Here is a 13,981-nt window from a genome sequence, read left to right on the forward strand (position 1 = left end):
GTCTACCTAGCAGTTCTGTGGATACCGCGACTATCCATTCAGGTTTAAAAAATCACTTCTGATTCATTCAATAAGTGATTTAAACCATGAACACCCCCGAATTACCCGAACCCATCTTCGACAACGGCGAAGACCTCACCCCCGAAATCGAATTGCCGACGCAGCCCGATCCGGTCTACAACCCACTGTTCGAAAACCTGGTGCCTGAAGAACCTGAGACTCACATCGCCGGCCGTCTCAGCTTCGCCGACGCCATGCCGCGCATGGGCATGAGCTCGGTGTTCGACATCATCCGCCAGCCCAAGGGCGAATTCGCCCGCCAACTGCGCACCTTGAGCGACGCCGACGGCGAAATGGCCTACGACAACGCCCTGTGCTACGCCACCCAGATTGCCCGCTCCTATCGCGAAGACGTGGTGTCCTCAGGCCGCGACCTGCCGTCGATCGCTCCGCAGACCGGCGTCCGCGCCCTGGTCGAGGTGGGCCCCAGCTACCCCAACCTGTTCAAGGAAAACTGGGACCAGTTCTGCAAGGTCGGCGCCATCGAGGCCATGGACGGGCCGGTGGCCTACCTGGGCTCGCTGCGCCGCTTCGCCGCTGAAAGAATCGAAGGCGCTTCCACGTCGCCCAAGCGTATCCCGCTGGCCGTGCGTCGTCCTGACCTGGACAAACTGGTGATCGACGAACAAAGCACCTACCAGAGCCGGCCGATGCTGGACCTGGTCAACGATGTGCTGACTCAGGGCATCGACAAGTACCAGGTGGAAAAAGGCGATGCACGTCCCATCCACCAGTTGCTGGCGGAGAAGAAGCATCCGTTTGTGTTTCCGTATCATTTTGCCCACCAGCAGGTGAGTCTGGCGTTGGGTGGGGAGAAGCCTGCGCTGGGGGAAATCAGCTACCGGCTCCGTCAGGCAAACTCACATGTGGGTAACGTTCAATCCGCAAACGTCAATGATACTGCCCTGATCAACCTTAGCGGTGTGAACCCCAGCCTCGCTCGGTTGTTGCTGGGGCCTTCGCCTTTCAGTCATTTCTATGTGAGCTTGCAGAGCCTGCTCGGCAATAAGAAATTTTGCGCAACAAGCCTGGCTGCATTGCGTTCCTATGAGGCAAATATCCGGTGCGGCTTCACCGTCCCAACCCAAGAGTGCGTAGCCTCGACCCAACCGGACGCCACGAGGTTGACTGAAAACGTAGAGAGGGAGCCTGTAGTCGCCAATCTGCTGTTCAACAAGTCAGATGCGGCAACGAAAACGCTCGCCCTCGAACTCTGGTCTCATGATGCGCCCAGTGGCAATTGGCGAAAAGCCAACTGCAGCACCCCCACTACCGGAAGCCATACCAAATCATTTTATATCCAGTACGCGGGCGATCAGGCAGAGCTGGAGACGCTGAGCGGTCATCGTTGCGACCTGTCGATCATCGCGCGCGCGACGCATCGGCTGGAGGAGTGGGCGACCAACGATGCTCTCTATGCCCAGTGGAAATTCACCCTGACTCCCGAACCTGACTACGTGCTGACTCCGGAAGAGCGAACGTTCTTCCAGCAGCACTATGGCGTCGACGTGCCTGCTGCTTCTACCAACCCATTGATCACGCTCAAAGGCTTCTTGAACGCCACCTCGCTGGATGCCGATCAGGCAGAGGCGCTACTGGCCGTCAACACCCATGCGCCCATCATGTCCCCCCACTATCGCACGACCAATAGGGTGGCCGCCGGCAACGGACGCACGCAGCCGTTTCCACTGCCGAACCATTACGGCGCTTGCTACGTCAACGGCGTCGGCGGAGGCGATCCCGGCAGCCGCAACTACAACAATTACGACAATTCCATGCGGTTGGCGCAAGAAGACATCAGCCGCAACGTTCACTTGACCAATACCAGCCTGGAACGCTTCGACCGCCTGCAGCGCATGATTCGTCTGCAAAAACTCACGGGCTTGTCCTTCGCCCATCTCGACACGTTGCTGGTCAGTGCCATGTGGTCCGAAGGGGATACAAACGCCAATCTCGAACTGAACGCCAATTCACTGCGCGCGCTGGGTGCATTCAATTATTTCCAGCAGCACTACAGTATCGGCGCCGAGGAGTTCGCCGGTTTCATGTACCGCGTATCACCCCATGCCAGCATCGGCCAAGTTCCTCTGCTGGACCGGATCTTCAATACGCGTGCACTGTTCGACACACCGCTGGTGCTGGACGATACCGCCTTCTCACTGACGTCCGGCACGCCCGAAGATCAGACAACCATCGCACAGCTGTGCGCCAGCCTGGGCGTGCAACCGGGACCGGATCTGGAACGTATGGTTGCCGCTACCCTGACCTGTACGTCCAAACTTATCCGATCGCTGCCAGTTGTTTCCTCGCTGTATCGTCAGGCCCGTATCGCCCAGATGTTCGGTCTGTCAATCAACGACTATCTGGAAATGATCACGCTGCTAGGAGGAGATGAATACCGCAACCGGGTTGCCAGTGGCCAGCTCCGGGCAGCAGATGAAGGCAAGGATGTACTCGACATTCTGATGGAACTGGATCAGGCCGTACGTTGGCTCAACGCCAACAAGCTGAGCGTATCTGCCTTGTGTGCCATGGTGGAGGCCGGCCCGGTTCCAGTGGCCGCGCCCGGCCTGCTGGATCGCCTGCAACAGCTGGCCGGCGACGCGCGTACCCAAGCCGTGACCGCCCACGCTGTCGCCGCGCTCAACCTGCCCGGCAAATCCACCGGCGCGGCCATCGATTGGTTTGCCGAGCTGGGTAAGGGTGCTCAGGCACTGATCGATGCGCGTGGTCTGGTCAATGCCCCGACGCTTACCCTGGAAGACAGCGACTCGGCACAGCTCACCGCCAAGGTGACCGCGCTGGTTGAAAGCCAGGGCCTGGCCGCATCCGCCAAGCCCGCCGCCATCACCGTCCTCAGCGAATTTCTGCTCGACACCTTGACCCAGCAAACCCGGCTGGTCGAAGCCCTGTTGCAGGAACACACCACGCTGCTGCCGGAACTCGCCGTGCTGGTGGGTCGCTGCGCCGAGGTGTCGCCCCAGCAGTTGCTGGGCGACGTACTGAAGGCCTGGCCTGACACTGGTGAGGCCAGCGAAGCCGGCATCGCCGCGATGCTGGTCCAGCTGCATCAGGTCAACACCTGTGCCAAGGCTCTGAGCTGGGTCGGCATCGGCGCCAAGGCGCTGCGCACCTTGCTGGTCAACCCGGCCTGGCTGGGCACTGCCAAGCTCTGGCCCCTGAGCCTGGACAACCTGCGCGCGTTCAAGGCCTACGACGGCTTGTTCGACACCCTGGGCCAACCCGAAGAACGCCTGCTGGGTTACCTGGCACAGGCCAACGCGCTGGTTTCCAACCGTCCCGGCAAGCGCCAACTGGCGGTGCAGGCGCAAACCTGCAACGCCGCATTGGCGACCCTGCTGGGCTGGAGCGAAACCGAAGTGGCAGCGCTGACCGAGCTGCTGCCGCAGAAAACCGCCAAGACCGTCGTTCACATCGACTGGCTGCGTCGGGCGCAGGCCCTGTCGCTTGAGACTGGCCTGAACGCGGCGACGCTGCTGCAGGCCTGCTCGCTGACTGCTGAAAGCCCCGAGGCCGACTGGCAGGCGGTAGGCCAGGCGGCGATGGCGGCGGTTCGCTAACGCCTCCGGGGTGACCGCAGCGCCGTCTTCGCGGGCAGAGCCCGCTCCCACAGGAGTTTCGCGAACACCTTGAATCCCTGTGGGAGCGGGGCGGGCGGCGAGCTCTCTGCCCGCGAAGAGGCCCTTACAGGCACCCCAAAAAAACCTTGAACCAACACACAGGAATCCATTCCATGACCATTGCAGCAACCCTCAACGAAAGCTTCCGCGACGCCCTCGTCGCCTATTACCTGGGCGAACTGGTACCCAACGACACCACCCTGCAGGAACTCGGACTCGCCGAAAAACTGCGCACCGAAAACGACCTCTACGAGTACCTGCTGCTCGACACCCAGGTCACTCAGGCGGTGGAAACCAGCCCGGTGGCCAGCGCAATTGCCAGCCTGCAGCAGTACATCAACGGCGCCCTGCTGGGCATGGAGCCGGGCTACGACGACGTACGTTTCAGCGACGCCCTGCTCACCGAATGGCGCGACCAGCGCAACCAATACCCGCTGTGGGCCGCCAACCAGCAGCTGGCCTGGTATCCGTCGCTGTACATTGACCCGTCGTTGCGCATGAAAAAATCGGCGTATTTCCAGCAGCTGGAAAACGACATCAACCAGAACCGCATCAGCGTCGACACCACCCAGGAAGCGGTGCAGGCCTACCTGGCCAGCTTCGAGGAAGTCGCCAACCTGACCATCATCAACGGCTACATCGCCGGTACCGATTTCAAGGAGTCCACCTACTACTTCATCGGCAAGTCCCGCGCCGAGGGCGCCTACTACTGGCGCTCGGTGAACATGTCCGAGCGCAGCTACCTGTCCGGCACCGCAGGGCCCAAGCAGGACAACCCGCAGCCCGGCGCCTGGTCGGACTGGAAAAAGGCCAACCTGCCGATTTCGGATGCGGCGATCGAGAAAACTATCCGCCCGGTGTATTTCAACAACCGGCTGTTCGTGAGCTGGGTCGAGATGATCGACACTGTCGACCCTGCAGGCAGCGGTGATCTGGAAGCTGTGGAGGCGGAGGAAGATGGCACTTATAGACACCGCAATCTGCCTAAGCCCAAGGCAACATCGAAGCTACGTTTGAACCTGACGTACAAGAAATACGACGACAGTTGGAGCGCGCCACAGTGTTATATGGATGTCGAGCATGAGAAATCGACACGTGACATCGGCTTCTTGAATGACATAAACACCATCGCCGTAGCCGATATGAGCACCAGCCCAGAGTCGTTGTTTCTGGCGGTGTATGCAGGTTACACCCATGAACCTTCCAGTCCGGATGGATCATCCGATAAGTACGAACTGCTCAGAACAGTGGAAATTGATAAAAACTTCAATGCCAAGGCACTGTTCCCCCTTGATGGTCAAGCAGGCAACCTGACAACCACACCGACTGATAAACGCCTGGACGTACTTCGCATCTGCGTGCTGTTTGCCGAACACAACCGTCAGGCACTCCAATTCCCTGTGCTGGGAGCGTCGATCAGCCTGAGCGCAAGCACACACTCACCGCACAGCACGACTCATACGGCGACCGGGTGGAACTACGAAGGCTGGCAAAATCGGATCGCCGATATTTCCGCGAACAACGGCCTTACCTTTGATCAGACATCCATGAAGTTGTCCGTTGAAACAAATGTGTCCGCGGACTTTGAGGAAAAGACCCGAGGGATGGCTTTGGCGTATAGGAGCGCAACGGAATACATCGGCTTATCGCTACTCTTCGACAGCTATGCTGAGGGGGACAGTTATGTAACGCTACTGGCCGGCTCCCACCTAATGGCTAGTCACGAAATGTTCCAAAAAGACACGTGGCAGATCGCTGATTTTCAGATCAACGGGTTCACTTGCCTATTCGATTTCGACTATATCGGTGCACTAACCCTTCCACCACCCCGCGGGCCCGAGAACAGGATCAATTTGTCGGGAAAAAGGCTTTCCGTATCACTGATACGACGCCTGGGCACCGGCGAATCTACAACCAGTGTGAATGTTTACAGCTATAGAGATAACACGACTGCCGAATATTCCGCTGTTCCTGTCTTTGGATACCCTCATACCCTTGTCTACCGCCAATTTTTTGCTTTTTCAAAAAACGTTGCCGACCCGACCCCCACGAATGTTCTGAACAATCGACAGAACCTGATCGACGGCGTGATCAAATCCGAACTGGTGCCCGGTCTTAACAAAGCCAGTATTGACATCGGCATCGACCCCGATAGCCTGCGTCCGGGGTGGTATTCCCCTTGGCCAGGTACAAACAAGAAATTCACCCTTCTGCACGGAGTTTATATTGCCGGTCAGAACTCGGACGGTAGCGGGACAGCCCTCGGTCATGCACTCAAAGCAACGGAGATCGAACTGGTTCGCAGTGGCGCGGGCGACAGTCTTCGCGCGCCGAAGATCAGCACATCCGTCAATCCAACGCTCGGAATTGCTGAATTCATTGATTTCTCCGATTCGAGCATTCGCAAAAATGACCGCAACGATGGTGATCGCCAACCCATCCGCATGAACACGCTGTTCGCTCGCAACCTGATCGAGCGTGCCAACATCGCCCTGGAAAACCTGCTGTCCTGGGAGACCCAGCACCTTCCGGAGCCGGCATTGAGCAGTTCTGGCGCTCAGTCGTACATGGACTTCAAGGGCGCCAACGGCCTCTACTTCTGGGAGCTGTTCTTCCACTTGCCGTTCCTGATCAGCCATCGCCTCAACAGCGAACAGCAGTTCAGCGATGCCGAGTACTGGCTCAGCTTCATCTTCGACCCGACTCGTCGCAACGACAGCAGTGGTCGTCCAGACTACTGGAACGTGCGCCCGCTGGTGGACGAAATCAGCCGCGAGCGCTCCACTCGTGCGCCTCAGGATCCGGACGGCATCGCCAGCGACAACCCCGTGCACTACCGCAAGGCCGTGTACAACCACTTCATCAAGAACCTGATCGACCGCGGCGACAGTGCCTATCGCCAGTTGACCCCGGACGCCTTGAACGAAGCCAAGCTGTGGTACGTCCGCGTGCTGGACCTGCTGGGCCCACGCCCGGACAAGCGCCTGGTCAGCGGCTGGCAGCCGATCACCCTGAGCACCCTGGCCAGTTCGGTCAACGGTGGGCTGCGCGCTTTCGAGCAGCGCTTGAACGAGCAGGAACGCCTGACCGCCGAGAGCGAAGCGGCCAACGACGGCCAGTCGCTGGTGGTGTTCGCGCAACCGCGCCTGCAACTCATGCCCTTCACCGCCGACCCGACCGTGCCGGAGCTGGACAGCCCGTACTTCCGCACCGCCCTGAACCGCGAACTGGTGCAGAACTGGGACACCACCGAGGCGCGCCTGCGCAACCTGCGCCACAACCGCACCCTGGACGGCAAGCCGCTGCAACTGCCGTTGTTCGCTGCGCCGCTGGATCCGCGTGCCTTGCTGTCCGCCTTCGGTAGCGGTGCCGCAGGTGGCGGTGCCGGCCGACTGCTCGGCCAGGAAATCCCGCACTACCGCTTCCGTGTTCATGCACGAGCGGGCCACTCGCGCGGTGGAAAACCTCATCCAGTTCGGCAGCACCCTGCTCTCGCTGCTCGAACGCAAGGAAGGCGCTCAACTGCAGGAGATGCAACAGCAGCAAGCGTGGGACATGGCCAAGCAGGCGGTGGTCCTGCAACAGCTGGTGCAGCGCGTGGAAGCCGAAGGCCGCAAGGCGCTGCTGGCCAGCCGCGCCATCGCCGAGAGCCGTCAGGCCTACTACGGCAAGCTGGCCGACGAAGTGGTCAATGCCGGTGAAGTGGCGGCCGGCGCCTTGCATCTGCAAGGACGTGTCGCCGAAGGCGTGGGCTATGTCTCGCAAGCCATCGGCGAAGGGCTCAAGGTCGCGCCCAACGAGGCAGGTGCCGTGGGCGGTGTCATCGCCGGCATGGCCGGTGGCGCCATCGTCGGCGCCAGCACCGGCGGCTGGCGCCTGGAGGGCGTGACCGGTATCGCCACCGCGGTCGCCCAAGGTCTGGCCACCGCCTACCACGGCGCCGCCGAAGCCCTGGACCGCACCGAGCAATACCGTCGCCGCCACCAGGAGTGGATGCACGCCGAAGAGCAGGCCCAGCGCGAGATCGAGCAGATCGATGCGCAACTGGCGGTCCACGACGAGCAGGCCAAGGTCACCGCCGAGCAACTGCGCCAGACCGAGCTGATGGTCGAGCAAGCGGCCACCACCTACCAATTCCTCAGCAAGCGCTTCACCAACGCCCAGTTGTACCAGTGGCTCAACGGCCAGTTCGCGACCTTCTACTATCAGGCCTACGACACCACCCTGTCGTTGTGCCTGGCGGCCGAGGCCTGCTGGCAGTACGAGATCGCCGACCTGAAAACCCGCTTCATCCAGCCAGGCGCCTGGAAGGACAGCTACCGCGGCCTCACCGCCGGTGAGTCGCTCAAGCTCAACCTGATGAAGATGGAAGCGGCCTACCTGCAACGCAATGATCGCAAGCTGGAGATCACCAAGACGGTATCGGTGCGCGAGCTGCTGGAGACGGACGACAAGCCATGGGCCACCGTGGTGCGGGATCTGGGCAACAACAGCGGCCTGGAGATCAAGCTGGAACAGGGCCTGTACGATGCCGACTACCCTCGCCAGTACCTGCGCCGCATCAAACGCATCAGCGTGACGCTGCCGGCCGTGCTGGGCCCGTACGAAGACATCGCCGCCGTGCTCACCCAGACCTACAGCAAGGTCCAGATGAGCGACACGCTCGATGCCAATGCGTGGGAAAACATGCGCGCCAGCCAGCAGATCGCGCTGTCCAGCGGCATGGATGACGACGGCATGTTCACCCTCAACTTCGACGACGAGCGCTACCTGCCGTTCGAAGGCACCGGTGCGGTGTCGAACTGGAACCTCAAGTTCACCCGTTCGACGCCCGAGCTGCTGGCATCGTTGAGCGACGTGATCATACGCGTCAGCTACACCGCGGCCTCGGCGTAATCGAGGCACCCGGCAGCGAGGCGCTATACCAGATGCCCTCGCTTGCCTACCTATCACTTCTAAGGATACCGCCCGGCCACTGGCCGGGCGGACACTTCACTACTTTCTCTTTTCAGCGATTTCCTCATGACTACATCGAACGACAACACGCTGGCTATCAACGCCCCGTCGCTGCCCAAGGGCGGCGGCGCCATCCAGAGCATCGGCAAAGGCTGGGGCGCGGTGGGCACCACCGGTGCAGCCAGCTTCGAGATCCCCCTGCCCGTTTCATCTGGCCGCGGTACCGCGCCGCAGTTGGGCCTGAGCTACAGCAGCGGCGCCGGCAACGGCGTCTGCGGGATGGGTTGGGGCCTGAGCCGCAGCAGTTTTTCCCGGCGCACCAACAAGGGCGTCCCGGCGTACGCCGCCGACGACGAAATCCTCAGCCCCGGCGGCGAAGTACTGGTGCCCGAGCGCAATGCCCAGGGGGTGATCGTCACTGCCCAGGTCGAGACCTTCCGCGGCCAGGCACTGGGCACGCCCTACCAGGTGACCTGCTATTTCCCCCGTGTCGAAGACAGCTTCTCGCGTATCGAGCGCTGGCAGCGCGATGCGCAGGAACCAGGGTTCTGGCTGGTGCACAGTGCCGACGGCGGCCTGCACCTCTATGGCAAGCGTGACAGCGCGCGGATCTTCCCGGCCGATGCGCCGGAAAGAGTCGCGCAGTGGCTATTGGAAGAGTCCGTTTCGCCCAACGGCGAGCATATTCTCTACGAATACACCGGCGAAGATGCCCGCGGCCTCAGCGCTGACGACGAGCGCGAACACAGCGCACAGCGCTACCTGACCCGCGTGCGTTACGGCAACCTGCAGGCGTTCGCACCGCTGTATCTGTGGGATGAGACCACCCTGCCCACGCACTGGCATTTCGACCTGGTGCTCGATTACGGTGAGCGTAGTATCGAGCAGGGCGACGTGCCCACCTATGCACCCAGCCAGGCCTGGCCGGTGCGGCCTGACCCGATGGCCGACTTCGCCCATGGCTTCGAGGTGCGCACGCTGCGCCGCTGCCATCAAGTCCTGATGTTTCACCACTTCGCCGAACTGGGCAGCGAGCCCGTACTGGTCGGTCGACTGTGGCTGGAATACCGCCAATGCCAAGGCTACAGCCTGCTGACGGCCGCCATCAGTCAGGCACTGAACGGCCGCGAAATCGAAGAAATGCCGCCACTGGAATTTCGCTACGAGCAGTTTGGTCTCGAAGGCTATGACTACAAGCCGTTCGAAGCGATGCCGGGGCTGGATGACGGCACGGCCTACCAACTGGTGGACCTGTACGGCGAAGGCCTGGCCGGTGTGCTCTACAACCTCGATAACGAATGGCTCTACCGCGAGCCGCTGCGTGATGCCGAGCAGACCGATACCGACGCCGTGGTCTACGGCCCGTGGAAAGCCCTGGCCGGGCAACCGGTGGCGGATGCGCGCAAGCCGGCACGCCAGTTCCTCAGCGACCTGACCGGTGACGGGCGTCTGGACTGGGTGGTCGCACAGCCAGGCTACAGCGGCTTCTTTACCCTCGACGCCGACCGACGCTGGACCGGGTTCACGCCGTTCAACGCCTTCCCGCTGGAGTTTTTCCAGGCCGAGGGACAATTGGCCGACCTCATGGGTGACGGTCTGCAAGATCTCGCCATGATCGGTGGCCGCAGCGTACGTCTGTATGCCAGCCATCGCGAGCAGGGTTTCGCCGCGCCCCGTGAGGTGGCGCATGCCCACGACGCTTTGCCGACACGGAGCAACAGCACCAGCGAACTGGTAGCCTTCAGCGACGTTCTGGGCAGCGGCCAGCAACACCTGATCCGTATTCGCCACGATGAAGTGCGCTGCTGGCCGAACCTGGGCCGAGGCCAATTCGGCCAAAGCTTCAAGCTGGCCAGCCTGCCGTTCAGCTACGGTGAATTCGACGCGGCGCGGGTACGCCTGGCCGACCTCGACGGCTCCGGTGCCAGCGACCTGATCTACCTGCACAGCGAACATGCGCAGATCTTCCTCAACCAATGCGGCAATGGCTTCGCCGACCCGGTCCTGCAAGCGTGGCCCGAGGGGCTGCACTATGACAACACCTGGCAAGTGAGCGCCGCAGACCTGCAGGGGCTGGGCTGTTCGAGCCTGGTGATCAGTGTGCCGCACCTGCACAACCGGCACTGGCGGCTGGACTTCAACCGCGGCCGCAAGCCGTATCTGCTGGCCGGTTCCAATAACAACATGGGTGCCGACAGCCGCGCGTACTACCGCAGTTCGGCGCAGGAGTGGCTGGACGAGAAACAAGAGTTGCTGGCTGCAGACGAGAAGCCGGTGTGCGGGCTGCCGTTCCCCATGCATCTGGTGGTACGCCAGGTCCAACATGACGAGATCACCGGCAATACCCTGACTCAGCGCTTGAACTACCGCCGTGGCTACTACGATGGACGCGACCGCGAAGTGCGCGGCTTCGGCCTGCTGCTCGCCACCGACTCCGAAGCCCCGTCGGACGAGGCCGAACCGTCTTCCCCGCCATTGCTGACCAAGACCTGGTTCCACACCGGACGGGCCGTGGACGAAGTGCTGCACGGCGTCGATACCCACGACACCGAGGCACATGCCCTGGGCCCGGTGCTGCTGCTCGAACACGACCGCGCCACGGGCAACGACCGTATCGTCACCGACATCGATGCCGATCTGCGTGCGCAGATGGCCCGCGCCCTCAGCGGCCAGATGCTGCGCAGCGAAGTGTTCGGTCTCGATGGCGATGCGCGGCAAGGCGTGCCCTACTCGGTGCAGGTACAGCGGCCTGGCCTGCGCTTGCTGCAACCCGCCAGCGCCCATCAGCGCTACGCCCGTTTGCTGCCCATGAACCTGGAAAGCCTGAGCTATCAGTACGAACGTCTTGCCGATGACCCGCAATGCAGCCACAACGTGCAACTGCGTGCCGATGCCTATGGCGCGGTCACCCATGCCCTGAGCATTGCCTATGCCCGACGCAAGCACGAGATCGATGCCCCGCCCTTCAGCGATGAGTACGAGCAAACCTGGTGGCGCGATGCGTTCGATTCGGCGCAGCATCACTACTACTTCAATGAAAGCCTGAGCCAGCCCATTCACCTGACCGGCGACCCGCAACACTGGCGGCTGCACCTGCCGTACCGCAGCCGCGGCAATGCCTGGTCGCTGCCCAAGGCCCAAGTGACGGCCACGCAACTGAGCTATGAAGCGTTGCACCGTGACGACGGCTTGCTCGGCAGCGCGGCACCGCGGACCTTGACCGGTTTGAGCGTGCAGCGCTACCAGGGCTGCGCCGATGGCACCGCCAGTTTCCTTGCCCTGGCCGATTTTGCCGAAGCCGCCGAGCTGGACGAGACCGCACTGCAGGCCTATGACGAAGTGATGGACCGCCCGGCGCTGAACGCCAAGCTGCTCGAGCTGGGCTACACCCAGATGCCGGCGTTTCTTCCGGATGAACCGCAGCGGGTGCTCTGGTCGGTGCGCCAAGGCTATGCAACCTACGGCGATGCGGCGGACTTCTACCGGGTCAAGGCTTACCGGCAAAGCCCAGCCGTGGGGCAGACCCAGGTCGAATACGACGCCTATCGCTGCCTGCCGGTGAAGGTCACCGCCGCCGACGGCTGCATCACTCAAGCGCGGTATGACTATCGCACCCTGCTGCCGACGCAGGTGATCGACCCCAATGACAACAGTCAGCAGGCCAGTTACGACGCCTTCGGTCGAGTCTCCCTGAGCACTTTCTTCGGTACCGAGATGGGTGAGCGGGTCGGCTTCGCCGAACTGGATGGCCAGATCATGGCAGGCACCATCGCCGAGGCCATTGCCGATGAAGCTGCAGGGCTGGGCGATTGGTCCATGGCCTATGTGTACGAGAGCGACAGCTGGATGGGCGAAGCCCCCACGGTCAGCGTGGCCGATCCACAGGCGCTGGCCGATTTGGTGGGCCGTGGCCAGGTCATGCTCAACGGGCTGCTGCGAGCCTCGGCACGGCGCCAGTGGCAGCGGGCCGAGCTGGACGTGCAGACCGCCGAGCTGCTGGCGCCATTGGCCAGCTATGCCCGCCAACCCGTACGAGTGGCGGCTTTCCAGGCGGACCGCTATCCAGGCGACCCCGAGCGCCAGGTGCGCATGAGCCTGGAAAGTTTCGACGGATTCGGTCGCAGCCTGCAAAGCAAGCAGCGGGTGGAACCGGGGCTGGCCCATCAGGTCGACGAAGACGGTGAGCTGCTCGAAGGCGATGCCCATGCCGATCCGCGCTGGCGTGTCAGCGAGCGGGTCGAATACGACACCAAGGGGCAAGTGACCCGGGTTTATCGTCCGTATTTCGCCAACAGCGACCGCTACATCAACGACCAGAGCCATCGAGACGCGGAGCACAGCTATCACGATCGGCAATTCTACGACGCACTGGGCCGGCCAACCGAAACCTGGACAGCTGCAGGATGGCTTCGCCGCCAACGGTACATGCCCTGGTACAGCATCAGTGAGGACGAAAACGACACAGCCGAGGAGGTGCTGGCGCTGCGCGCCGCCAACGCGTGATTCTGACCGGCGCTAGCCCAGCGGACAGTGTTCGCAGGGCGGCACGTCGGTGACCTGCCGGGCCAGGCAGCAGTGGCGTCGCTCGCGGCGCCCGTCACCCAGGTAGCGCACCGGCTGGTACAGCGGATTGGCACGTCCGTCGGCCAGCTTGCGTTGGCTCATCAAGCCCTCGGCGGGTGCCAGGTTGCGCAGGCCCATCTGCTGCAACCGGCGCACGCTGCTCTCCAGATAATCCCCCGCGTTGCCCCACAGCACAGCGGGCGGCACCTCGCCATATTGGCTCAAGGCATCGATGAATGGCCGCAGATTGCTGGCGATCCACGGTTCCAGCGACGCCTGCGCATCACCCTCTTCCCCCGCCTCGAAAAACCGCACGGCCAACGGCACGCCCCGCTCGTCGAGGATCAACCCGGTCTCGCGCAGCAGCAACGGCAGATCCCAGCCGTGCGCCAGCTGGCTGACCAACATCGCCGGTACCCAATGCATGAAGTAGTACTTGGACCACTGCGAGACCAGCACCGGTTTGTGCTCGTCGAGCATGGCCGCGCCATAGATGCGCGTCAGCAGTTGATCGAGCACGCGCTTCTGCAGCAGCGCCGGAAGCGCCACGGCAACGCGCGGATCGTCGTCGGCGGCAAGGCCGGTAAGGAGGTCGCGATAGGGGCTGTTTGGAAAGCTCGTGCCTTGATTCACAGAGTAACGCTCTCGACATGGAATTGACGACCCACCCTCACACTGACAAGGAGCGCAGCGGCTTACTAAGTGTGGAAAAGAATGACCAATGGTCTCACGCCCCATGGTGTAAGGCCTGCGTGTACGCA

At 62.1% G+C, this 13,981-nt stretch carries 5 protein-coding genes; 4 read left to right on the top strand and 1 reads right to left on the bottom strand.

Translation table 11 applies throughout. From position 1 onward, the window contains the following. Window positions 1–86: 86 nt before the first annotated feature. The 4 genes from ABMD26_RS05780 to ABMD26_RS05795 all read left to right on the top strand — a co-directional run bounded on the left by ABMD26_RS05780 (window position 87) and on the right by ABMD26_RS05795 (window position 13,160). Complete coding sequence (locus ABMD26_RS05780; RefSeq protein WP_354308551.1) at window positions 87–3,641, top strand: Tc toxin subunit A; 3,555 nt, start codon at window positions 87–89, stop codon at window positions 3,639–3,641. A gap of 173 nt (window positions 3,642–3,814) precedes the next feature. Continuing rightward, a complete protein-coding gene (locus tag ABMD26_RS05785; protein ID WP_354308553.1) occupies window positions 3,815–7,402 on the top strand; it encodes a neuraminidase-like domain-containing protein in 3,588 nt (1,195 codons plus the stop codon). A gap of 292 nt (window positions 7,403–7,694) precedes the next feature. Beyond that, window positions 7,695–8,597 carry a Tc toxin subunit A-related protein gene (locus ABMD26_RS05790; RefSeq protein ID WP_354311800.1) on the top strand — a complete coding sequence of 301 codons (903 nt, stop codon included), beginning with the start codon at window positions 7,695–7,697 and terminating at the stop codon, window positions 8,595–8,597. Window positions 8,598–8,723: 126 nt separating this feature from the next. After that, window positions 8,724–13,160, top strand: coding sequence for a SpvB/TcaC N-terminal domain-containing protein (locus ABMD26_RS05795; RefSeq protein WP_354308555.1), 4,437 nt, complete (start codon window positions 8,724–8,726; stop codon window positions 13,158–13,160). Between the two features lie 12 nt (window positions 13,161–13,172). Here the strand turns inward: ABMD26_RS05795 and fhuF are convergent, their stop codons facing one another. Continuing rightward, the gene (gene fhuF, locus ABMD26_RS05800) at window positions 13,173–13,853 is read right to left on the bottom strand and encodes a siderophore-iron reductase FhuF (RefSeq protein ID WP_354308557.1); all 681 of its coding nucleotides are present in this window, start codon (window positions 13,851–13,853) and stop codon (window positions 13,173–13,175) included. Window positions 13,854–13,981: the final 128 nt, after the last annotated feature.

Source organism: Pseudomonas sp. PvP001, assembly GCF_040546375.1.
In the GTDB taxonomy this organism is placed as follows: Bacteria; Pseudomonadota; Gammaproteobacteria; order Pseudomonadales; family Pseudomonadaceae; genus Aquipseudomonas; species Aquipseudomonas coleopterorum.